Below are 23,863 nucleotides of genomic sequence, written 5' to 3' on the forward strand. Positions count from 1 at the left end.
CCAAACGGAGCAACAGGAAAATCTTATGTGATTATGGGAATGGAACTGGATAACAACAAATGATTATTAAAAGTATTAGTTGTAAAGTCAAAGAAGACTGAAACGACCAGACAAAAATCTGGTCGTTTTTTTTGGTCATTTACATATTATTGTACGATTTCTCCTGCTAGAAGGCTTGCGAATTACAATTTTCTGATCCAAAAGAGAACTCGTTACAATTATCGAATTGGTTCTTTTTTTTGGCACAGACAATAACTGGATAATTTATGTAAAATTATGATAGACAGGTGAAATTAAGTGAGCGTGCAGACGTCTAATAATTGAAAGATCTCGTACAGAGGGAGAGAGGCCATGAAAAACCATGACATGATACAGAGGTGGTTTCATGATTACCACAATGACATTTATAATTTTCTCATTTATTATCTGGGCACAAAAGACGTCGAGGACATCGTACAGGAAGTTTTTATAAAAGGTTATAAGCATATGCACCAATTTGAGAGGCGTTCTGATCCAAAAACATGGCTGATCTCTATTGCAAGAAATATCGCGATCGACCACATCCGCAAAAAGAAACGACAACAGCTACTTCTTTCAAATCTTTTGAATCTCTTTACCGAAAAAGATAAACTTCCCCAAGAATGGGTGTTAGAAGATGAACGAAAAACCGAGCTCTATAAAGCCATAAATGAATTGAAGTCATCGTACAGAGACGTTGTGATTGTAAGGGGGATCTTGGACTATTCTCCTGAAGAAGCTTCTCAAATTCTGCAATGGAAAACTGCCAAAGTGAATCTTACCTATCACAGGGCCATTCAGTCGCTAAAGAAAAAGCTGAAGCTCGAGAAGTGGAGTGATTACATTGAAACGATTAACGGATGAACGGGTAATGAGTGAACTGAAGAACTTTAAAACCTATCAAATGGAAGATGATAAAAAGAGATTAATAGCGGGAGAACTTGCTCAATTAAAACAGAAAAAAATACCGTTTCACTTTTTAAAATTCTACAAACCCGTATTGAGTGTGTTTGTGCTTTTGATCTTTTTATTGAGTGCAAGCTTTTTTGTGATGAATCAGACAACAGAAGCTCCAGCGGGAACAAATACCAGAATTCAATCTGGAATTGAGCAGTTTATGAATGGAGATGAGACGTTTAGTATTAAGGAGAGCAAAGATTTTTCGCTAAAAGAAAATGAGAATGGATCTGTACTTTTTAAGACGGATGGGAAAACAGTAGGCGGCATTGAGCCATTAAATGAGGACGAAATGGTTAAAAGTATGAATAAGCAGCATATTTTTACGAGTGAAAAGCTGGATAGTTATAACTACCAAACAACCTTCACGGTAGATCATCAAAAAACAATGGAAGTGACGCAAATCCTTCATTATTACTTTACATCGCCTAACAGCCAATTAAACTACCACGTGTACTTTCATACCCCTTTCTTTAATGAAGAAACGGCAGATGATCTGGCGCGGTCATTTAAAATCTATAAAGATGGAAAATGGATTGAAGGTACAGAGCATTGGTCACTGTCCACTGAATTTGCAACCCCTACGTTTGCCGTACTGCTTGGTGAAAAAGACAAACTCGGCATTTCGGGACCTGACTTTAACGCTGGGAAAACAGATAAGTATATTTGGCATTTCTTTGGAAGCTCTAACGAGGTCGAAACCTTATCAAATGGCGACTTTAAAGTAACAGCGACAAATAAAGAGACTGGAGAAAAAGAAAAGGTGCTCGTTCAAAGTGCTGGAACGAATCAAGAAAGGCTGGTGTGGTCGTATGATATGCCAAAAGATAGCCCATTGACGGGGGATGCAGAAGTCGGTTCGATTCATTCTGTTCCGAGTAATCTGAAGTTCAGTAAGCCAGGAATCTGGCGGCTAGATGCATATTTCGGTACAAAAAGATTCGGTTACGTAGTCGTTGATGTGAAATAATTCAGTTCCTTTTAGGTAATAACGGTTGGTGTATCGCTTCAATCGTTGTATACTGATATGAAAAACTAAAAGGCAGGCGTTACCTCGAAATGAAAGTAGCATATTTAGGTCCACAAGGAAGTTTCTCAGAAGAAGCTGCCTTGCGTTACTTTGCTGATCAACAGAACGATTGGCACAAGTGTGATTCCATTGTTGATGTTCTTGAAGCAGTTGAGGAAGGCATCGCAGATAAAGGAATTGTTCCAATCGAAAACTCGATAGAAGGCACGATCAACATCACGGCAGACGGTTTGCTCAGGCATGACCTTTTTGTAGAAGCGGAAATCATTTTTCCTGTTTCTCTTCATCTTCTTACATTAAAAGGAGCTGCCTTAGATGAAATAAGTGAAGTGTGGTCGATCGTACCAGCACTCGCGCAATGCAGAGATTTTATTAGAAAATCCAAAGTGAAAAGCAGACAGTTCGACAGTACGTCTGCCGCCGCACAAGCTGTGAAAAATCAAGAACGAAAAGACGTGGCGGCGATCGCCTCTAAATATGCAGCCGAAGTGTTTGATTTGCAAATCACAAAAAGCGGCATTCAAGATAACGCCAACAATCACACGCGTTTTGTGGTAATCAGTAAAGAAAACACGGAAGTCAGTGAGCCGAAAACGAAAACCATGCTGCTGATCTCACCGACAGAAGATTATTCAGGTGTCTTATCATCCATCTTAAACGTGTTTACGGCGCTCTCCATCAATTTAACATGGATTGAATCGCGTCCAACGAAGAAACAATTAGGCACGTATCATTTTTTTGTAGAAGCGCAAAACGGTCTACATGAAGAGAAGATGAACAAAGCGATCACGATTCTGCAGGCGTTCGGACACGATGTACGAGTGTTAGGAAGCTATAATACGACAAAGCTATGAGTGTGCTTTCAGTAAATCTAAAAAGCAGTGCGATTCGTAAATGAATCCGCACTGCTTTTTAGATAATGACTGAAGTAGTTGGAGTGCTGGAAACTCTGTATTTATCTTCCATTTGAGATATAATTAGTAGATAAGCTCGATCATATTTTCCTGATTTTATAAATGTACGGAGGTAAGAAATGATGAGTACATACGTTTATATGGTAAGACACTGTGATTCGCCAAAAGAAGGTAATGAACGTACAAGAGGATTAACGCCAAAGGGTTATTCAGATTCTCAATTGATAACAGACATTTTGAAATCTGAAAAAATTAATGCCGTTGTCTCAAGTCCATATAGACGTTCCATCTTAACAGTCAAAAAGATAGCTGATCAATTAGGACAAGAAGTTGTAATATATGAAGACTTAAAAGAAAGAAAGTTTTCTTCTGAAGATAATCGTATTTCTGATAAACAATTGGCTCCACTATTGGAGAAATCGTTTAAGGAATCTACTTTCGCCTTAGAAGGCGGCGAATCCAATGATGACTGTCAAAAAAGGGCTATAGAAGTTATAAATGAGCTATTAGACAAATATCGTGATAAAAATATCGTAATAGGTACTCACGGAGCTGTCATGACGTTGATCATGGGTTATTTCGATAGCACGTTTGACTTGGAGTTTTTACAGCGTACAACAAAACCAGATCTCTATAGATTGGAATTCAAAGAAAAGGATTTAGTAGATGTGAAAAGACTTTGGGATGTGCAATAAAAGGAGGTGAATAGTGGTGATTCCTTCAGCTGAAATACTGGAAACATGGCGTAAATTCAATGATTTTCCTATGGAAACATTAACGAAGGCTTGGTATTTCCATAAAGGAACATCCACCAAGCAAAGGGAAGTATCTCTCATGAAAGAACATAGACATCAGTATGGCATTACAGGGAACTGCTTTGATCTTGCTCTCTGGTTACTTGATGAATTTAAGAAGGACGGAATTTCCGCATTTCTTATTGGCTCACGATTTCATACAGAACACGCACATGTGGCTGTTGTTGCGCTAGATAATCAAGGCAATCGTTTTCTGTGCGATTTAGGTGACCAATGGCTGTGCCCGATAATGATTGAAACGAGAAATGAAGATTATACGAATGATAGATTGCGAGGATTCTTTCCAGGAGCTGACATTCAAGTACAACCTGAAAAGAACAATTCGGTGGAAATTCTATATCATCGACCAAATGGTAAGTTCTCTAAACAAGTATTTAATCTTCATCCCATTGAAATGAATGATTTTTTACTTGGTGCAGAGTATTCACAGAATCTAATCCGCCCAAAGCCGTTATTTGAATGCAGAGTTCCGTATCAAGAAGAGACCGCTCACTGGGAATTTTACAATTGGGAGAGCTTCTTAAGCACCAACATAGGGTTACATAAAGAGGATCAAACAGAGGATATCCATCATTGGGTAAATGTAATCCATCAAAAAGCGAACTATAACAAGGAATTTTTGTTTGATGCTTTAACGAAGTATACCAGCATACAAGGAGAAGATTCATAGCTTTTAGTAAAGCTAGAGAATCTTCTTTTTTGTGACTAAGAGGCTTACAAAGCAACTAAGAATATGGACTATTCGAAGCGTGCAAACAATATTCTTAAAAAGAAACAATAAGGGGGGAGTGTAAGGATTAGATGGAAAAAGTGAAGGTGAGATTACGGCCTATCGTGAGTAACATAAATTTGCCTGTTGTCATCAAAACAGCCATACTGCCAGGTGAATCGGTGGAAACATTATTTATTGCAACCCAAGTAGGAGAGATTTTTTACGTAGGAAACGGACGGATGAACACATTTTTAGATATACGTTCCCAAATCATAAAGCTGGGTGTTGCTGGCGGTAAATATGATGAAAGAGGATTGCTCGGTTTAGCGTTTCATCCTCGTTTTTCTTACAATGGTCTGTTTTATCTTCATTATTCAGTAGCAGGGACACAAGGCCCGGGTGCGTTTTCTACTTCGGGTGATGGTCGAGATGCTCTTCCTAAGTTTTTCAGTCCAGACCCATGTAACCCTGAAACCTTAAATTTAAAGTGGACCAACAGAGAAACAAATTTTGATCATGTGGATACGGTTGAGGAATGGACTTTACAATCAACTGGGCAACCTCAAAAACGGCGAACATTGCTTAACATAAGAAGGCCATTTTTTAATCATAATGGTGTGAATAGCTTAAACTTTTCACCTGAGACAGGAAAACTTGTTCTAACAACTGGAGATGGTGGATCGGGTTATGATCCATTTCATTTAAGCCAAGATGATATGGAGATTGCAGGTAAAATCATAGAAATGGATGTGAATCAGCAAGTATTCACAATGAATCCGCCAGTCGTAACACGTTTTCATGAACTTCCCGAACCGATTCAGCGTACGCTTTCTGTAATGGCAAAAGGCGTACGCAATATTCCTGGCATCTCCTACCAACGGTCTTATCACAATCAATTTATTAAATATGTAGGCCAGGTCGGTCAGGATCTGGTAGAATCCATCTTTTCTTTTGTTCATTATCAACCCATTCCGGTTACTCAGCTTGTTCAAGCTTATTTAATGAATGCCCAACAGCACAATGAAGGTTTTATTAACTTGGGCTGGAGAGGATGGGAAGGTATTTTTCCAACTACACTTATAAATGATTGCTCGACAAATTCATCCATAGAAAAGAAAACAATCGCCTATTACGATGACGCGATAAAAACGTTAGTAAAGCGACTGCAGCCTCTGACGAGTTATTTTCATGAAGATCCTCGGCCCGGTAAATTTAGCGGAAGTGCCCTTACAGGCGTTCAGTCTTATATGGGAAATAGCATTCCTCAGTTAACAGGAAGTGTTGTGTTTACCGATTTTGCACTGGAAGACTCCACGCCACCAGTTAGTGGGACTTTAGCGTATACGAAGGTAAGAGCAGATGGTCAATTCAATGATTACAGCATAATAGACACTCAATATAATTATGGATCTGAATCCTCGTTCTACGTAAGTTTGGGAAGTAACATGAACCAAACGAGATTATTTTTAGGAGTTTACGGTTCTAATAGTGTCAACGATTATAACAAAGGCACGGTCTTTGAGATTGTTCCATGATTATAGGATGAAGGGCTTGAACTTTTTGAAAAAGAGTATACCCAATTCCACCCATAACCAGCTATAAAGAAATGAAAATATCAAAATACTTCCAGCTGTAAGGAATGAAAAGGAATGGGATGCGACAGGACCAAGAACGGGAAAGTGGAAAACATACAGTAGGATCATAATGCCTAACGTTAAGGTGAGGGCACCTATACAAATGACGCTCCATCTCTTTTTAAAAAAGTAAAACCCAGCGCCAATTCCAACTCCTAACAATCCTGTAGTTAATGGAAAAATAAAAAGTTCACTTGGAAATACTATAAGCAGCAGTGGAATGGTAAGAAAATAAGACATTATCCCCATCTGCAGGGAAAACAAGCTACCCAACAAAATAGGTAAAGTGGCAAATGGACTGATAAAATAGCCGATCCCAGGTAAGAAGCCACCTGCTGTTTGAAGGGTAGCAGCGATACAGGCAAGAAAAGACCCTAAAACGAGTCTCTTTACACGAGTTTGTTTTCGAAATGAAATACGAGCTAATCGAACTTCCTCTGTAACGGATCGAAAAATACACATATATCCACCTCTTCTTGAAGACGGTTTTTATTCCATACAATACATTATTCAGACATAAGAGGTGGAACTACTTTTTTATCCATGTATCATGAATCTATCATTTTTCTATTATGGGAAAATATACTAAATGCGGCTATGATGAAGTAGGATGTTAAAGATCGATAGGAGGTCATGATGATGGCAATGCCAACACATATTGTGGCAGTAGGCGGACTTGTTGAGGATGATAACGGAAACATTCTTTTGGTAAAAACGCATCATAACGGATGGGTGTTTCCTGGCGGGCAGGTCGAAGCAGGAGAAAACTTGATGGATGCTCTCGTTCGAGAAGTAAAAGAAGAGAGTGGAATGGATGTGACCGTTTCGCATTTGGTCGGAGTGTATTCCAACACAGCACAATACAAATGGCATGATGGGGTAACAGACATTCCGACGAAAGTAATGTTCGACTTTGTTTGTAAACCGGTCGGAGGAAAACTTAGCGTGTCAGACGAAACAACGGACAGCCGCTGGGTGGCGAAAGATGAAGTACTAGATTTGCTTACAGGTGAGGCGTACCACACACGGTATCTGGATTACTTGAACAAAGATGGACAGGTTCATTATAAGGAATATGTGACAAAGCCGAATTTTGAAGTGAAGGTGGAAAGAACGGTTTAGTTGAACGATTGTACCCTTGAGGAGAAGGTGGCTCACATTGAGTCGCCTTCTCTTTTTTTATGAAGAAGAGGTACATTTAATCTCGAATCTTAAATGATCAAGGCTTTCTTTGAATAATAAATGATAACTTAAATATTTTCGGTAATATTTAGTAGTTTTAGGGTGTTATAGTAAATAATTATCTGGTATATTATTCTAGTAAACTTTGTTAACGAAACTTAATTGGAAGTTTAGGAAGGAGATCGGTGTTTTTTACTAATAAACAGTTGTTGTTTGATTGAGTCCTTTTTCATATAAATGAGTTAGGTTATACCGAGAAAATAAAACATAATAAAAGAGGTTAGTAATGAGAATAATCCGTTTAATCTTAAGTGTGTTAGCGATTCTTTTTACCTTATTTATGGCCATCATTACGCCATTTGCGTTGATTGGAACGTTGATCGTTGCTGCAGGTTTATATTTGGGTTCACAAAAACGAAAAGGAAACTTGATCTTTTCAAAACCAGGTTGGATGACAGCTACAGGTTTAATCTTAACGTTTATACTTGGAATTGCGCTTAGTGAGCCTGTTGAACAAACGGCATCTGAGAGTCAAAAAAGTCAACTTGCGAGTGTAGAAACGAAAAAAGCGGAAGAAAAAGAGAAGAAAGAAGAAGCTAGAAAAGAAGCTGATCAAAAAGCAGAGGAAGAAGCGGCAGCTAAGAAAAAAGAAGAAGAAGCTAAAGCAAAGGTCGCTGCTGAAGAAAAAGCCAAAGCAGAAGCTAAAGCGAAGGAAGAAGCTGAAGCAAAAGCAGCTGCTGAGAAAAAAGCGAACGAGCAAAAAAATCTTGCTCAAAAATTTGGTTTGGAAGCTGTGACAGTTTCACGAGTTGTGGATGGAGATACGATTGAGTTATCAGACAGAAGAAAGGTACGACTGATTGGTGTGAATACACCTGAGTCCACAACAAGACACGAAGAGTATGGAAAAGAAGCCAGCAATTACACAACAAAAGAATTACAAGGTAAGAAAGTATGGATTCAAAAAGATGTTTCTGAAACCGATCGATACAGCCGCTATTTAAGATTTGTTTGGTTAGCCGTTCCAAGTAACGATAGAGATGAAAATGAAATCCGCAATAAGATGTTTAATGCGAAGTTAGTATTGAATGGTTACGCAGAACCATCGACGTACGCACCAGACGTGAAGTACAGCGATGTTTTCGTGAAGTTTGCAAGAGAAGCTCGAGGGAAGAATGTTGGGTTGTGGGCATTCGGTGCGAACGGAACAACTAAAGGGGATTTAGATCCGAAAGAACAAAAGTCAACGGCTGTTGCGACAACTCCAACTAAGCCAAGTTCTTCAGGTTCTAATTCAACGTCTACGAGCCAGCCCAAACCAGCACCAGCACCAGCTCCTAAAGCAGAATATTATCAAAACTGCACAGAGTTGCGTAAAGTATACCCGAACGGTGTACCTTCCACACACCCTGCTTATGCACCAAAGCATGATCGAGACAAAGATAACTTTGCGTGTGAACGTTAATGGATTTAAAAAATGCTCAGGGTCACTTGTACCTTGAGCATTCTTGCATAGTAATGTTGGTCAAACAATAATTTACTTTCGAGTTTTGTCTATCCTCCACACCAAATCTTCAGGTGTATCCTTTTCAAGAAATGTCAGCGTATACACGGTTTTGTAATCCTTGTCCGCAAACTCCACTTTATGATTAAGAATCCATTTCAGGCTGCCGTAATCACTAAAGAGATTCTGTTCATAGGTGTTATCAACAGAGAAGAGTTTTTCTTTTTTGATAACCCCTCCGTTTCTTTTCTTAACTTCCAAATAGACATCAATGCTCTTTACTTCATGATGACAAAGTATGGTGCACGTGTATTTTTTGTTAGGACTGCTCTTCTTCAAAAGGGGATAAATGTTTTCATATTTTAGATCTTTAATCGTATAATAGATGTCTTCTAAAACAGAAAGATCCCAGCTCAATTCATGAGCAGCGAGTTTCATTCCTCTATGTACAATCTCGAGCGCGTGTTCTTTCTTTTCTTCCTCAGAGGTATTCGCTAAGAAAGCTTCAACATCTGCCTCAACAAAAACAGGTAAGTAGTTAAATGTGATAGAGTCAAATCGATCAATTTGCTCTTTGTATACTAGGCTCTCAACACAAAAAACCTGAATCCCCTTATTTTCTTTTCCATTTAGTTTTGGCAACAGGCGGCTATATAAAAAGGCCATACATCTAGTTTCTTGAAAAAAAGCCCAGTTTAATTTTCTGTTCTTTGGAACGTACAATTCAATATCTTTTATGTTGGGCATAGCTCAATCTCCTTATCCTGTTATGGCGTAGAAGTATTAATGCTATTATAACGAATGGACTTAACAGTACTGCATAAAAAAATACTCAAGGATCACTGTGAACCTTGAGCATTTTTGCTATTTATTTTACGACTAGACAAACCCTATTTTTCAGGGATTTCACAACCGTCATCATCACAAATAGCTCCGCCGTCTTGACCATTCAAAACGGTGATGCCATCTTCTGCAATGACTTGTTTCAGTGCTTGAACAAACACCTCGGTTGGCTGGGCTCCTGTTAAAGCGTATTTCTTGTTCAGTAGGAAGAACGGAACCCCTGTAACGCCATATTGCTGGGCTGTTTTTTCATCAGCACGAACATCGTCTGCCAGCTCATCGCTTGCAAGCATCGCTGCCACTTCATCACGGTTCAGTCCAACTTCTGCTGCAAGCTCAGTTAATGTTTCATGATTCCCAATATGTTTGGATTCTGTAAAGTAAGCCTGAAGAAGCCTTTCTGTCATCTCACGCATTTTGCCATGCTTTTTAGCATACATCGTTACGCGGTGAGCATCAAAGGTATTGGTTAGAATCATCGTATCAAACTGAAAATCTAACCCCGCAGCCTTTGCCGTTTGAGCCACGTTTTGTGAGTTGGCTCTTGCATCATCTATACTCATCCCATATTTCTTGGCGAGCTTTTCGTAAATACTTTCTTTTACATCACGGTCCATGTGTGGATCCAGTTCAAAGCATCGGTACGTTACTTCAATCGGATAATCAACTTGTTTGATAGCGTCCTCCAGACGCTTTTTGCCAATATAGCAGAATGGTCAAGCAAAGTCTGTCCACATTTCAATATGCAACATCGTCAATCCCTCCAAAACCAGTTTTCTTCTATATTATAAAAGGTTGGAGGGGATTTTACACGCAGTTTGATTTTGGATAAAAAGCCCAATAAAAAAAGACAAAAATGAAAGTTCATTTTTGCCTCAATAGGCACCCCACCGATTAATTCTGCTAGTCATAACATTCGTGAAATCTTGTACAAATGCTTCGTAATTGAAAGATATGGCGATATGATCGGTAGATGGTGTCACCTGTTCGCTTGATCTTGCTCGGAAATCGGCGATGCTTTCTCCTTTTGTATGACCAAGATTAATAGATACAGAAACCTCGCGCTTAACGTATTGTACTTGTTCTGGATTCGCTAAGGCAAATATGGTGAAGACATCATGTAAAGGACTGCCCGTCAGGCTAGGATCGAGCTTTTTATATGCAGCGTTGTAGTAATCAAAAATAGGTTTGATCAGATGAGTAAACCTGTTAAAGGGCTGAGACGTAATTTGCTGGATGTTTTCAGGTTTAATAATGGCATAATTCGTAACATTCAACGGGGTAATAAAGACATTTCGCAACTTGCTTACTACAATATTAGCCGCGATCGCATCGCCGTGAAAATTCGCTTCCGCAACAGGAGTTACGTTCCCAGGTACCAAAAACGCGCCTCCCATACAATAAAACGCCCTCACCTTTTGTAATTTTTCTTCACCGCCCAATAAAAAAGCAATGGCAAGGGACGTAGATCTACCTACATCTACAATCACTAGATTGTTGGCGTAGTTATCAATGATCTTAAAAATCTCATCAAAGTTAACGACTTCACGTTGGACCGTATCTGGCGGACGAATGGGTCCTAAACCCTCTTCGCCATGGATTTCAGGATAGAATATCGCGATCTCACCGCTAAGCGGACTTCTGGCCCCCGCGATGATCGGAATGTCATTTCTTCCGGCAAGCTCAAGAAGATAAGCAACATTCTGGATCGCTTGTTGTTGAGTAACGTTTCCATAACTTGAGACAATGCCGACCACATTTATTTTGGGATTCAAAAGGGCATACATAATGGCTAATGAATCATCAACACCTGGATCGCAAAACAGCAAAACGTTATACATGGAATCACCCCTCATGAAAGAGCATAGATAACATTATGGAATATACCTTAATTAGAAAAAAGATAGACAAGTTATTTTATGTGTGACATCTTCTTTACATGACAAGGGTTTGTACAACGATAACGTATACTTAATGGAAAAAAGGAGGATTCATGATGGACAAAAGAGTTCAATTCGACTTTGAAATTGATTTTACAAATGGGGGTGGGATTCAGGGACAGGAATTTCGACTGGATCTTGATGGAGATGACCTATCTGATGAGGAATTAGCGAAGTACATCGTGGAGGACATGAGGCTGTTAATGGTTGGTGAAGTCAGAATTCTTAACAAGAAGATCATTGAAGAAAAGCATAAACGAAAACCGTCAGAAGAATAGGCCACAATGAATTCTACATGAAGATGGAAGAAGTAAATGAATGTAAACAATAAAAAAAGCTACCCAATCATGGGCAGCTTTTTTTAGTACTTACTTAGCCGATTCTTTTTTTGTTTTTCTTGCTTTTACGAACCTTTTTGTTTTGCAAGAAGTTATCCAAAATACTAATTAAGCTTTTCATACACGACATCCCCTATAATTAAATCATTTTGGAATAGAGTATACGCTGTCTCTATTCTTTATTACTATATGAAAACTTGTCTTATTTGATTGGACTTTTTACTTATTTCACAAAGTTCATTAATAAGTCCATTGAATCGTAAAGAAAGAGCTCCTGGCCAGGTGCTCTTTTTTCGTTATCACAATTAAGAAAGTCTTAAGATTTATGCTAAGTAATTGTAAAGGAATGCTGTGTAGAATGAAGGTAATTTCAAATATATGCCATGCTATAATGCAGAAGGGAGAGTGAGAACATGAATGAGTTTTCAGTGCTGGTTGTAGATGATGAGAAAGAGATAAGAGATGCTATAGAGATTTATTTGAAAAACGAGGGATTGACGGTTGTCCAGGCCAAAGACGGGATCGAAGCGATTGAGATGCTCGATACGCACCAGATCCATCTGATTGTCATGGACGTGATGATGCCAAAATTAGACGGCATTTCAACCACGTTTAAAATTCGCGAACAAAAAAATATACCCATTATCATACTAAGTGCAAAGAGTGAAGATACAGATAAAGTGCTGGGGCTGCAGATTGGTGCAGATGATTATGTCACAAAGCCTTTTAATCCGTTGGAGCTGATCGCTCGCGTGAAATCCCAGCTTCGGCGGTATGTCACACTCGGTACATATGAAGGGAAGACCGAGCTCATCAATCTGAACGGACTGACGCTTGATAAAGAAGCGAAGGAAGTTGCGGTTAACGGAGAGTCTGTCAAATTAACGCCGATCGAATATAAGATCGTGGAGCTCTTGATGTGTTATCCAGGAAGAGTCTTTTCCATCACAGACATTTACGAGCGGGTATGGAAAGAGCCAAGTTATAACGCGGAAAATACCGTTGCGGTGCATATTCGTAAAATCAGAGAGAAAATTGAGATCGACCCGAAAAATCCAAGGTATTTAAAGGTGGTATGGGGAATTGGATACAAGATGGAAAAGTAGAACAAAAATGATAGCGTGGATTATGGTGTTGACCTTTGGGGTTAGCGGCATTCTATCCATTTTAGACAACAGTCATTGGTACTTGAATAAAGATTATTTTCATACAGAAGATTTCAACATGCATTTGAATGAATACATTGAATACATTTCTGTTGCTGATCTCAATCATTCTTCAGAACAAGAATTAAAGCGTGATATAAAGGTGTCGAAAGAAGAGATCGAGGAGCATCGGACGCGCTATGGCACATTATCTGAACAAGTTACGAACCTAAAAGATCAGTACCAGGGAAGAATTGATGACGCGAATGCGGCAGGAAATGATAGTGTCGTTAAGCTCTATGAAAAAGAACGAGACGAGAAAATTGATGATATCATGGAGAACTTCAAAAGCGATGAACATGTCAAAGCGAAGGTCATAAAAGAAAAGGAAAAACAAATTGACACTTTTCTCAACAAAAGAGAGGATTTCATCGCCAATTACGATACAAACTTACTCGGTTTTAGCTACTATCTAGAAGATGTGAAAACGGGAGAAGTTTTTACAAATGTTAAGAATGCAAACAGCGAGAAAGATCTAGAGAAGTCTTCTAATTTGTTTACGAAACATTATTCTTCATCAGGAAATGGCTCGCTGCAAGTGTATGGTTCTTATTCCTTTTTGGATTATCCAGAGTACGAATTTATCGCCGAAAAGCCAAGGTTGCTTTCAGGTGTCATTACCATACCGAATACGGCTTCAGCAGGGAACTGGATCAAAGAGCAAAAGAGAGATTATGAGAGTAGACAACTATTCTTTTATGTAACCTCTATTGCGAGTTTATTCGCGCTTGTCCTATTATGGTTTTGGTCGAAAAGATTGCACCCTCTACAGGTGATCGCGGCTTCAGAAAAACGAGATCTATACAAAGTGATTCCGATTGATATCAAACTTGTAAGTCTATTGCTTTCTTTTTTCTTTATGATGATTGCACTGTTTTCGAATGCGCAGAACTACGATAACCTGTACTTCTCTTTTATGTTTAGTAGCGGAATCATCGAATTTCTGCTTGCGGTACTCATGACAGGGTTAACCCTTGTACAACTCGTATGGATCTATCGTGAGGTTGGCCAGAAACATTTGTATAAAGAGGCATTTCTATTAAAAATGTCACGCTGGTTTTACCGATTAGGATCAGAGGCTTTTTACAACAGAAGTGTTGGGATTCAGATTCTGCTCCTACTAATCGTCATCTTTTTATCCGGATTTGGTGCTGGTGTTGTGTTCTTGGATCCTATCCATTTTCCGTTTTATGCGATTTTGTTTGTAATCGTCACCATCCCTGTTCTGATTTATCTGTTTAAACGAATCGGATTTTTCAATCGAATCATTCAGCATTCCAAAGAACTTGCGGCAGGACAAATGGAGCAAGACCTCCCACACAAGGGGAATTCAGCATTAGCGCTCCTTGCTGGGAATCTGAATGCCTTAAAACATGGTGTGAAAACTTCAAAACGAGCTGAGGCAAAAAGTGAACGATTAAAAACAGAATTAATCACAAATGTAAGTCATGATCTCCGTACACCTTTAACTTCAATCATCACGTACACAGAGCTCATGAAGTCACAAGAGTTAACGAAAGAAGACCATGATGCTTACTTAGAGATCATTGACCGAAAATCAAAGCGATTGAAGATTTTAATCGATGATTTGTTTGAAGTATCCAAAATGGCAAGCGGCAATCTTGAACTTACTAAACAACGTGTAGATATCGTGCAGCTGCTTCAACAGGCGATGGCCGAATACAACGAAACAATCAAAGAATCTTCGTTAACTTTCCGAACATCAGAACCAACTAAACCCCTTTTCGCGTATGTGGATGGTCAGAAGATGTGGCGCGTATTTGATAACTTGATAGGGAATGTTCTGAAATACTCGATGGAAAACACAAGAGTGTACGTTTCGGTCGCTCATGTTGACCATAAAGTTCAGATCTCATTTAAAAACGTATCGAAATATGAACTAGGCGGAAATATTGAAGAATTGTTTGAGCGTTTCAAACGAGGTGATACGTCGCGCCATACTGACGGATCTGGTTTAGGATTGGCCATCGCAAAATCCATCGTTGATCTTCACGAAGGAAGCATGGATATTGATGTAGACGGCGATTTGTTCAAAGTGACCATTGAATTGGATGCGATAGAATCATGAGAGTGAACAAGAAACTGCTTTTAGGCATAACGATTGTTTTGTATAGCATTTTTGGATTTGCAGAGAATGCAGGGAGTCCTCACGTGAAAGAAAAGAGCAACCTCCCCAAAATCTCTGATACGAACTAAATAGCTTCCGATATTGGGTGCATTTCTTCAAAAAGGAGAAGTGCACTTTTTTTGGTTAACATTGTAAACAGTTTTAAGTGCAAAATTCTTTCTAAATTTTGTGTAGATGGTACAATAGTAGAGGGGTAGGAGTTGTAAAAATTTTGATAGGAGTGAACACTATGGGTTTAACCATGGAAAAGGATTATATCGAATATTTTACAAATAATCGAGAAGAGTTCCAGGAATCATTATTAAATGAAGCCCGAAATGTTCGTGGGAAAATTGAAGAAATACTTTTGATTGGTAATATTGATTTATTGTCCAATGCCCATAAACTTGTGATGTACACCATCCAGGGAAAAGACAGTGAATTAGAAGCATTTGCGAAAATAGAGGGTGTATCGTGGGCATCGCATAGCCTAACGCTTGCATTCAAACTGGAATGGGTACAAGCCATAAGAAGAACGATTTGGAAATACTTGCAGGAATTTAATAAAGAAAATCATTTAGAAGTAGAAGCTGAAGTGTTTTTCTACACTGAAAGAGAAGTTAATGACCGCATTGATAAGTTTCTAAACGGATTATTCTTAAGTTATTCTGAGTACAAAGATCAGCTGATCGAGTCTCAGAAAGCCCTCGTTGAAAATCTTTCTGTACCCATTATTCCGATCACAGCAACGGTTTGTGTCCTTCCTCTTATAGGTAACCTCGATACATATCGAACAGACACAATCGAAGAAAAGGTTCTTTTGGAAATCTGCAGACTGCGCATCGGTACACTCGTCATTGATCTATCGGGTATTGCGCAAATGGAAACAGAAGTGATCGAACGCTTGATGAAAGTCATCGAAGGTGCGAACATGATGGGCTGTGAGTGTGTCATTACAGGTCTGCGTCCGGAGATCGTGCGCAAAATCACAAGCCTCGGATTAACATTTGAAAGCAAAGCAGAAACAAAAGCAACTCTTCAGCAAGCTTTAGAGGATTACCTTAGATAGATTTCTAAGATGAAGTAAAAAAATTGAATGCGAATACAACTTTAATGATTGATGCGTTATTCCATAAAGGAATAACGCTTTTTTTATGATATAAATGATTACAATCTTACCGATTGAAAATAATATTTACATTTTGAATTAACGGGAGTATTATTAGTTCAGTTTCAAATTTCTTAATCGCTAAAACCAACTGGTGCGGGGGAACCAACGAATGGATTAAAAATCCATGGGGTGAATCCTTTTAGGTAGGGCTACTCAAAGGCCCGAATCCGACAGCTAACTCCGTAAGCGTTTATGAGAAGGAAGGTGGAGCTTGTAGAGCCTAAAAATATAGGGCCTGCAGGTCTATTTCTTGATGACTTGCAGGCTTTTTTTTATGAATTTGAAAAAGTTAACTTTGTAAACATTTAAAAACAACAATACTTCCGGACGGAGAGAGAATCATGTTAGCATTCATTAAAAGACTATTAATCGGGCGACCACTAAAATCGGCCGAATTAGGGGAGCAAAAAATAAATAAAACAAAAGCTTTGGCAATATTGTCATCTGATGCTCTGTCATCCGTTGCCTATGGTCCGGAACAGATTTTGATTGTGCTCATAACCGTGGGGATGGCTGCGTTTTGGTATTCTATCCCTATTGCAATTGGGGTTTTATTTTTATTAACAGCACTCATTTTATCGTATAGACAGATTATTTATGCATATCCACATGGTGGTGGAGCTTATGTTGTTTCAAAAACAAACCTAGGCGTTAATCCCGGATTAGTTGCTGGAGGTTCACTCCTCGTAGATTATATATTAACTGTTGCGGTTAGTGTGTCTGCAGGGACAGATGCGATAACGTCTGCTTTTCCGACTCTCCATGACTTTAATGTTGAAATTGCGATTATGTTTGTAGTTTTTCTTACATTGTTGAACTTAAGAGGTGTTACCGAATCTGCTTCAATTCTTGCATATCCCGTTTATCTATTTGTATTGGCTTTATTTATCCTGATTGCTGTAGGAATTTATAACATTTTGACCGGAGAAGTGCCTCAAACCTTGCACACACCGATCGGAACGCCAGTCGCTGGTATATCCCTATTCATTCTACTTAGGGCGTTCGCTTCAGGAAGTTCTGCGCTGACAGGTGTTGAAGCCATCTCAAACGCGATTCCAAACTTTAAGCAGCCTGCACCAGTTAACGCAGCTAGAACGCTAATGATGATGGGTGGTCTACTAGCCATTTTATTCTCTGGTATTGTTACGTTAGCTTATTTCTATGGAATTGTTCCAAAAGCAGAGGTGACAGTTGTTTCCCAAATTGCAGAAGAAACCTTTGGGCGTAACTTTATGTATTTCTTTATTCAAGGCACAACAGCATTAATTTTGATTCTGGCAGCAAACACGGGGTATTCTGCGTTTCCGCTGCTCGCTGTTAACTTGGCAAAAGATAAGTTTATTCCAAGAATGTTCTTAGTTAGAGGAGATCGTCTAGGATATTCGAACGGAATTATCATACTTGGGTTGGCCTCAATCCTTCTGATCGTGGCATTTCACGCTGAGACGGAACACCTCATCCCGCTATATGCCGTTGGCGTATTCGTTCCGTTCACGCTGTCACAAACGGGGATGATGTTGAAATGGCTTAGAGAAAAACCCGATGGATGGGTTCCGAAATTTGTGATCAACACAACAGGTGCATTAATTAGTTTCATCGTTACCATGATGTTCTTTTTGACGAAGTTTTCACAAGTGTGGTCAATCCTTATATTCCTGCCGATCATCGTGCTCATTTTCCATAGAATCAAAAAACATTATGACGCAGTGGGTGACCAATTAAGACTCACAACGTGTGAAAGATCACCAGACATAAAAGGGAATGTCATGATTCTGCCTGTTGCGGGAATCACTCATGTGGTGGAGAATTCCTTGAAATATGCAAAATCCTTAAACCCAGATCAAATCATTGCTGTTTATGTAGCATTTGAAAGGGAAGATGAGAGGAAGTTTGAAGAGAAATGGGAGAAATGGCAGCCTGATATCCGGCTTGTTACTTTGCACTCCCATTACAGAAGCATACTCGGACCACTCACGAAGTTCGTGGATACTGTCGCACACAAAGCAAAGGAAGGCGATTATCAAGTAACAGTTGTCATTCCACAATTCATTCCGAAAAAAGGTTGGCATAATATCTTGCATAATCAATCAAGTCTGTTGATTCGTGCGTACTTGTTATACAAAAGAGACATCGTTATTACGACTGTTCCGTATCATTTGAAAAAGTAATTCGGGCACACAAAAAAACCGTGCAGCTTTAATCGCTGACACGGTTTTACATTAATTCTTAGCTTACTTCAGACTCATATTGTTGTGCTTTCATCGGATTAAATTTACCTTCCCATTTAGACATTACAACAGCTGCTAGTGAGTTACCTACAACGTTAACAGCTGTACGTGCCATATCAAGGATACGGTCAATTCCAGCAATAAAGGCTAATCCTTCAAGAGGAATACCTACAGAGCCCAGGGTTGCTAAAAGTACAACGAAGGATACACCTGGAACACCTGCGATACCTTTAGAAGTAACCATTAATACAAGCAATAACGATATTTGTTCAGCAATGGAAAGTTCTATTCCATACATTTGAGCGATGAAAAGAGCTGCAATGGCTTGGTACAGCGTGGATCCATCCAAATTAAACGAGTATCCTGTTGGGATTACGAAAGACGTAATCGCTTTCGGACATCCGAACTTCTCCATTTTTTCCATGAGTTTTGGCAATACTGTTTCTGAGCTGGCCGTTGAATAAGCTAAAATTAATTCGTCTTTTAAGATTTTGATCAACGTAAAAATGTTCACTTTAACCATTGCGGCGACTCCACCTAATACGACGATGACGAAAAAGAACATAGCGCCATAAACGACTAGAACGAGTTTGCTCAATGGTATAAGAGACTCAACACCGAACTTTGAAACAGTTACACCGATTAGTGCAAAAACACCAAAAGGAGCAAGCTTCATGATCTGGTTAGTGATATAGAACATCGCATCAGCCGTTCCTTGGAAAAAGGCTAAAACAGGCTTACCTTTATCACCAATGGCTGCAATTCCTAAACCAAACAAAACGGAGAAGAAAATGATTGCGAGCATATCCCCTTTAGCTAAAGATTCAAATAGATTTGTGGGAACAATATTTATGAATGTATCGGCGAATCCATGACTTTCGACAGATTCAGTCGTTTCGACATAGCTTGAGATATCACCTTTAGATAGTGATTTCATATCCACGCCTGCTCCTGGCTGGAAGATATTCGCTATAAATAGTCCGATTACAATAGCTAAAGTTGTAACGATTTCAAAATATAAAATGGTTTTTCCGCCAAGACGGCCTAACTGTTTAATATCTCCCACACTTGCAACACCAACGATCAGGCTGGAAATAACAATTGGTACTACAATCATTTTAATAAGTCGAATGAAAATGTCTCCGATAGGCTGCAGATACCCTTGGACTGTTTCGTTTCCATAGAATAAAGCACCGATTAGGATACCAAATGCTAGTCCGATAAGGATTTGCCAAGCTAAACTAATTCTCATTTTTTTCATTTTGAATCACCTGCTTCTGTTTTTCTAAGATGATGTACACATGATAAACATTTTAGTTATCAAAATAAGTGTTTGTCAAATTAAAAAACTGGAAAGAATGTAAGTTCGATTCTTTTTATTTGAAATGTGAGAAAATTTTAATGTTTACAAAAAATTAAAATCCTTATAAAATAACTTATGTCTATTCGACTTATATCGACAATCATTGGGAGGCCTTATGAACTTATTTCGAAAGAAGTTATTAACCAATCAACATACAGATCAACCTTTAAATCGAGTACTTGGTGCCGTTGATTTAACGATGCTGGGTGTGGGTGCCATCATTGGAACCGGTGTATTCGTGCTTACTGGAGTAGCTGCTGCTAAATATGCAGGGCCAGCTCTCATTTTATCGTTTATTATTGCCGGACTTGCCTGTGTGTTTGCTGCACTCTGTTATTCAGAATTCGCTTCCATGATTCCTCAATCAGGTAGTGCGTACACTTATAGTTATGTGGCATTTGGTGAGATCTTTGCTTGGATTCTCGGGTGGGATCTCGTTTTGGAATATGGACTTGCATCATCCGCAGTTGCGAGCGGTTGGTCCGGGTATTTTCAAAGCTTGTTAACGGGGTTTGGAATACACCTTCCAACCGCGATAACCAGTGCATTTAATCCGGAAAAAGGTACGTACATTGATTTGCCGGCAGTTATGATTATCTTACTCGTGACACTACTGCTTTCAAGAGGTGTTAAAGAATCTGCGAAATTCAATGGAATCATGGTTATTGTAAAAGTTGCCGTTGTCCTTTTGTTCATCGCAGTAGGCGTTTGGTATGTAGAACCTGCTAACTGGCAGCCTTTTGTACCTTTTGGGTTCTCGGGTGTTGTTACAGGAGCAGCGGTTGTCGTATTTGCCTACTTTGGGTTTGATGCTGTTTCCACAGCGGCGGAGGAAGTTAAAGATCCACAACGAAATTTGCCAATAGGTATCATCTCAGCATTGGCCATTTGTACAATCATCTATATCGCTGTTTCATTAATTCTTACAGGAATCGTTCCTTATGAACTGCTTAATGTAAAAGACCCTGTAGCGTTTGCCCTTCAATTTATTGGTCAAGATTGGGCAGCCGGTTTTATCTCATTAGGGGCGATTGTCGGAATTACAACAGTTTTAATCGTTATGATGTTTGGACAGACTCGTTTGTTTTACGCAATGAGCCGCGATGGACTTCTTCCAAGTAAACTTTCACAGGTTCATCCAAAGTCCAAAGTACCGCTTCCAAGTACTTGGACGACAGGGTTACTCGTCGCCTTATTTGCAGGATTTGTTCCATTAGACAAATTAGCTGAGCTGACAAGCATTGGGACGTTGTTTGCATTTGCTAGCGTTTCTCTTGGTGTTGCTGTTCTTCGAAAGACAAGACCAGACATCAAACGTGGTTTCAAAACACCATGGGTACCAGTCATTCCTGCATTAGCGATTATTTTCTGTGTATATCTCATGCTTCAGCTTTCTGCTTTTACGTGGAAAGGGTTTGTAATATGGCTTGTACTAGGGCTTGTTTTCTACTTTAGTTACGGATATCGCAACAGCAAGTTACATTCAACCAAATAGTGTCAGAAAAAGCCACCTTATCAAGGTGGCTTTTTATGCTTTAACTTCTGATTTATTTAGAATTGTGGTAAAATTTTAAAAGACGTAAAGAAAGGGGGAGTAAGAAATTGAAGAAATTTTTGGTATTGGTTTTATTTTTGGTAGTTGCGTTTACATCTCTTTTTCCAAACTACAATTTGGAAAACCTATTCACACCTCAAAAATACGTTTATGAATTATCCTCTGCGTCAATCGATAAGTCAACGATTATTGGCGAATATCCAACCGAAAGTAAAAAGCTAATAAGTTCAGTTCAAGCATTTTTCGTCAGTCCTAAAATGCCATTTGAAGAACTACGTGAGAATCTAGTACTTCCAACGATTGATCCATTTAACACTAAGATATTACGTCTTACCCCCTTTAAATTTCAATCGAATTACCTCTAACTCTAACAATCCCTAAACCTTTTTTAAAAAGCCTTCGACAGATGGTTTATTTAGCTAAACCACTTATTTATAGCACGTTTTGAAAAAATCGGTTTTCAAACGTTTATTTGTTGTGCAAAAAAACAGAAAAAAGGAGATAGGTATGATAATTAAAGAAATAGAATTGCCTGGAATCGGAAGAAAATTTGAAATAGAGATTGCAAATGGAGATAAAGTGGTTGTGATTGTTCATGATGATGGGAGAAGAGAAATCTATCATTTTGATAAAAACGACTACGAGGAAAGTTTGTCCTCGGTAACATTAAGCGACACAGAGTCTAGGCAATTTGCTGCCATCATTGGAGGGATGATCTATCGACCAAAAGCGTTAGAGACCATTGAGATGGCATTTGATGAACTCATGATCGAGTGGTATCGCATTGATACAAAAGCATTCAGTGTTGGGAAGACGATTGGTGAGCTGGATATCCGTCAGAAGTATGAGGTATCAGTCATAGCCATCCTTAAAGGAAATGAAAAGGTATTGAACCCAGGACCCGACACGATGATTGATGCTGGCGACATGATTGTTATTTCTGGAGAAAGATCAGGTGTTAAAAGAATCATCAGGGAAATGTTTTCAGCTGAGGTGAGCAGTGAATGACAGGTCATCTTGTATTAGAAGTGGGTACAGCACTGGTTATCATCGCATTTGCAGCACTGCTAGCTAACAAATTAAACTTTTCGATCATTCCATTTCTCATTATATTTGGAATGATTGTTGGACCGCATGCTCCAGTTATTGGGGTTTTGGATTTTACGTTTATCAATAGCAACGAGATCATTACCTTCTTTGGCAGGATTGGTGTCTTGTTTCTATTGTTTTATCTCGGTTTAGAATTTTCGGTAGGTAAATTAGTACGCTCTGGAAAAAACATCGCTGTTGGCGGCAGCATCTATATTCTTATCAATTTTTCGTTAGGTTTGTTATACGCTTATATCTTAGGCTTTCCGCTTCTAGAGATTCTGATCATCGCTGGAATCATAACCATCTCTTCTAGTGCAATTGTAGCCAAGATCATCGTTGACCTAAGACGAACTGCTAATCCAGAAACAGAACTAATTCTGGGAATCATCATGTTTGAAGATATATTTCTAGCTGTCTATCTGTCCATTATCTCGGGGTTAGTTTTAGGAGATACGACTTCTATAATTGGCGTAACCAAATCTATTCTCATTGCGTTTAGCTATATGATTTTATTCTTTGTCATAGCGAGGACCTGTACGAAACATTTAAACAGGCTACTTAACATTACATCAAACGAAATCTTTATCATTGTGATTTTTGCTTCTTTGTTCTTTATTGCCGGGTTTTCAGAAACTATTCACGTAGCAGAAGCAATCGGTGCTCTTCTGTTAGGACTTGTCTTCTCAGAAACTGAACATAGTGAAAGAATCGAAAAAATGGTGATCCCATTTAGGGATTTCTTTGGAGCGATCTTCTTTTTCAGTTTTGGTTTAAGTATAGATCCGTTCACGTTAGGTGGTGCAGTTTGGCTAGCTTTAGGAGCTGTCGTTATTACAATCATAGGAAACTTTATAGCTGGTATGATTGCAGGCAGAAAAGCTGGTTTGTCTCATAAAGCTTCCTCCAACATTGGTCTGACCATTGTTTCCCGTGGAGAATTCTCTATTATTGTAGCAAACATTGGTATGGCTGGAGGATTGGCTTCTGTTTTAAAACCTTTTTCTGCATTATATGTATTGATTCTTGCTATATTAGGTCCCTTGCTTACTAAAGAATCGAAAAAAATATACATTTTTTTAAACGAGATTTTCAAATGGAAAACCGATGATAAGCCGTATTTTAAAAAGAAAATCAATGGATAAGGAGATTGGTTGATGAAAGAAGTTATTTTGTTTATTATCATTACAATAGTGATGGTTTTATTGTTTACTCATTTTTATAATGATTTAATTCC

Annotated in this window: 22 protein-coding genes and 1 riboswitch; of the genes, 17 read left to right on the top strand and 5 right to left on the bottom strand. The window is 38.8% G+C overall.

Annotated features, from left to right (window positions below; translation table 11 throughout):
* The first annotated feature begins 351 nt into the window (after positions 1 to 351).
* The 6 genes from AWM68_RS02315 to AWM68_RS02340 all read left to right on the top strand — a co-directional run bounded on the left by AWM68_RS02315 (position 352) and on the right by AWM68_RS02340 (position 5,981).
* On the top strand, positions 352 to 882 hold the full coding sequence (locus AWM68_RS02315) for an RNA polymerase sigma factor (protein ID WP_066236469.1): 531 nt from the start codon (positions 352 to 354) through the stop codon (positions 880 to 882).
* A complete protein-coding gene (locus AWM68_RS02320) occupies positions 863 to 1,945 on the top strand; it encodes a hypothetical protein (RefSeq protein WP_066236470.1) in 1,083 nt (360 codons plus the stop codon). The genes AWM68_RS02315 and AWM68_RS02320 overlap by 20 nt, the downstream gene beginning before the upstream one ends.
* Before the next feature lie 89 nt (positions 1,946 to 2,034).
* On the top strand, positions 2,035 to 2,859 hold the full coding sequence (gene pheA, locus AWM68_RS02325) for a prephenate dehydratase (RefSeq protein ID WP_066236471.1): 825 nt from the start codon (positions 2,035 to 2,037) through the stop codon (positions 2,857 to 2,859).
* Positions 2,860 to 3,041: 182 nt separating this feature from the next.
* Positions 3,042 to 3,614 carry a histidine phosphatase family protein gene (locus AWM68_RS02330; protein WP_066236472.1) on the top strand — a complete coding sequence of 191 codons (573 nt, stop codon included), beginning with the start codon at positions 3,042 to 3,044 and terminating at the stop codon, positions 3,612 to 3,614.
* Between the two features lie 70 nt (positions 3,615 to 3,684).
* A complete protein-coding gene (locus AWM68_RS02335) occupies positions 3,685 to 4,404 on the top strand; it encodes a hypothetical protein (protein WP_156488300.1) in 720 nt (239 codons plus the stop codon).
* Between the two features lie 131 nt (positions 4,405 to 4,535).
* Positions 4,536 to 5,981: a PQQ-dependent sugar dehydrogenase gene (locus AWM68_RS02340; protein ID WP_066236474.1), complete on the top strand. Its 1,446-nt coding sequence runs from the start codon at positions 4,536 to 4,538 to the stop codon at positions 5,979 to 5,981.
* Here AWM68_RS02340 and AWM68_RS02345 read toward each other — a convergent pair whose 3' ends face one another.
* Positions 5,982 to 6,542 carry a hypothetical protein gene (locus AWM68_RS02345; protein ID WP_066236475.1) on the bottom strand — a complete coding sequence of 187 codons (561 nt, stop codon included), beginning with the start codon at positions 6,540 to 6,542 and terminating at the stop codon, positions 5,982 to 5,984.
* Positions 6,543 to 6,719: 177 nt separating this feature from the next.
* Here AWM68_RS02345 and AWM68_RS02350 point away from each other — a divergent pair, with 177 nt between their 5' ends.
* Both AWM68_RS02350 and AWM68_RS02355 read left to right on the top strand, forming a co-directional pair.
* The gene (locus AWM68_RS02350) at positions 6,720 to 7,202 is read left to right on the top strand and encodes an NUDIX hydrolase (protein WP_066236476.1); all 483 of its coding nucleotides are present in this window, start codon (positions 6,720 to 6,722) and stop codon (positions 7,200 to 7,202) included.
* 346 nt (positions 7,203 to 7,548) lie between these two features.
* On the top strand, positions 7,549 to 8,727 hold the full coding sequence (locus tag AWM68_RS02355; RefSeq protein WP_066236477.1) for a thermonuclease family protein: 1,179 nt from the start codon (positions 7,549 to 7,551) through the stop codon (positions 8,725 to 8,727).
* A 72-nt stretch (positions 8,728 to 8,799) separates the two neighbouring features.
* Here AWM68_RS02355 and AWM68_RS02360 read toward each other — a convergent pair whose 3' ends face one another.
* The 3 genes from AWM68_RS02360 to AWM68_RS02370 all read right to left on the bottom strand — a co-directional run bounded on the left by AWM68_RS02360 (position 8,800) and on the right by AWM68_RS02370 (position 11,450).
* A complete protein-coding gene (locus AWM68_RS02360) occupies positions 8,800 to 9,513 on the bottom strand; it encodes a hypothetical protein (protein ID WP_066236478.1) in 714 nt (237 codons plus the stop codon).
* Between the two features lie 143 nt (positions 9,514 to 9,656).
* A complete protein-coding gene (locus AWM68_RS02365; RefSeq protein WP_269446775.1) occupies positions 9,657 to 10,313 on the bottom strand; it encodes a DsbA family oxidoreductase in 657 nt (218 codons plus the stop codon).
* Positions 10,314 to 10,484: 171 nt separating this feature from the next.
* Positions 10,485 to 11,450, bottom strand: a complete 966-nt coding sequence (locus AWM68_RS02370) for a nucleoside hydrolase (RefSeq protein ID WP_066236480.1) — start codon at positions 11,448 to 11,450, stop codon at positions 10,485 to 10,487.
* Positions 11,451 to 11,605: 155 nt separating this feature from the next.
* On the opposite strand from AWM68_RS02370, the gene AWM68_RS02375 reads away from it, so the two are divergent.
* From AWM68_RS02375 to AWM68_RS02395, 5 genes are all read left to right on the top strand, one after another.
* Positions 11,606 to 11,827 (top strand): cyclase, encoded by a 222-nt coding sequence (locus AWM68_RS02375; protein ID WP_066236481.1) that lies wholly within the window; start codon positions 11,606 to 11,608, stop codon positions 11,825 to 11,827.
* Between the two features lie 473 nt (positions 11,828 to 12,300).
* Entirely contained in the window at positions 12,301 to 12,993 is a 693-nt protein-coding gene (locus AWM68_RS02380; protein ID WP_066236482.1) for a response regulator transcription factor, read from the top strand.
* Positions 12,971 to 15,181 carry a sensor histidine kinase gene (locus AWM68_RS02385; RefSeq protein WP_066236483.1) on the top strand — a complete coding sequence of 737 codons (2,211 nt, stop codon included), beginning with the start codon at positions 12,971 to 12,973 and terminating at the stop codon, positions 15,179 to 15,181. The genes AWM68_RS02380 and AWM68_RS02385 overlap by 23 nt, the downstream gene beginning before the upstream one ends.
* Before the next feature lie 289 nt (positions 15,182 to 15,470).
* The gene (locus AWM68_RS02390) at positions 15,471 to 16,289 is read left to right on the top strand and encodes an STAS domain-containing protein (RefSeq protein ID WP_066236484.1); all 819 of its coding nucleotides are present in this window, start codon (positions 15,471 to 15,473) and stop codon (positions 16,287 to 16,289) included.
* Between the two features lie 168 nt (positions 16,290 to 16,457).
* A riboswitch (cyclic di-AMP (ydaO/yuaA leader) is annotated at positions 16,458 to 16,595 on the top strand.
* A 137-nt stretch (positions 16,596 to 16,732) separates the two neighbouring features.
* Positions 16,733 to 18,559, top strand: a complete 1,827-nt coding sequence (locus AWM68_RS02395) for an APC family permease (RefSeq protein ID WP_066236485.1) — start codon at positions 16,733 to 16,735, stop codon at positions 18,557 to 18,559.
* Between the two features lie 58 nt (positions 18,560 to 18,617).
* Here AWM68_RS02395 and gltP read toward each other — a convergent pair whose 3' ends face one another.
* The gene (gene gltP, locus AWM68_RS02400) at positions 18,618 to 19,871 is read right to left on the bottom strand and encodes a glutamate/aspartate:proton symporter GltP (RefSeq protein ID WP_419865569.1); all 1,254 of its coding nucleotides are present in this window, start codon (positions 19,869 to 19,871) and stop codon (positions 18,618 to 18,620) included.
* Between the two features lie 226 nt (positions 19,872 to 20,097).
* Here gltP and AWM68_RS02405 point away from each other — a divergent pair, with 226 nt between their 5' ends.
* The 4 genes from AWM68_RS02405 (at position 20,098) to AWM68_RS02420 (ending at position 23,771) form a co-directional block, all read left to right on the top strand.
* The gene (locus tag AWM68_RS02405; protein WP_066236487.1) at positions 20,098 to 21,477 is read left to right on the top strand and encodes an amino acid permease; all 1,380 of its coding nucleotides are present in this window, start codon (positions 20,098 to 20,100) and stop codon (positions 21,475 to 21,477) included.
* 107 nt (positions 21,478 to 21,584) lie between these two features.
* Positions 21,585 to 21,902 (top strand): hypothetical protein, encoded by a 318-nt coding sequence (locus AWM68_RS02410; RefSeq protein WP_066236488.1) that lies wholly within the window; start codon positions 21,585 to 21,587, stop codon positions 21,900 to 21,902.
* Between the two features lie 142 nt (positions 21,903 to 22,044).
* Positions 22,045 to 22,545: a cation:proton antiporter regulatory subunit gene (locus AWM68_RS02415; protein ID WP_066236489.1), complete on the top strand. Its 501-nt coding sequence runs from the start codon at positions 22,045 to 22,047 to the stop codon at positions 22,543 to 22,545.
* The gene (locus AWM68_RS02420) at positions 22,542 to 23,771 is read left to right on the top strand and encodes a cation:proton antiporter (protein WP_066236490.1); all 1,230 of its coding nucleotides are present in this window, start codon (positions 22,542 to 22,544) and stop codon (positions 23,769 to 23,771) included. The genes AWM68_RS02415 and AWM68_RS02420 overlap by 4 nt, the downstream gene beginning before the upstream one ends.
* Positions 23,772 to 23,863: the final 92 nt, after the last annotated feature.

Origin of the sequence: Fictibacillus phosphorivorans, from assembly GCF_001619875.1 — a bacterium.
Classification (GTDB): domain Bacteria; phylum Bacillota; class Bacilli; order Bacillales; family Fictibacillaceae; genus Fictibacillus; species Fictibacillus phosphorivorans_B.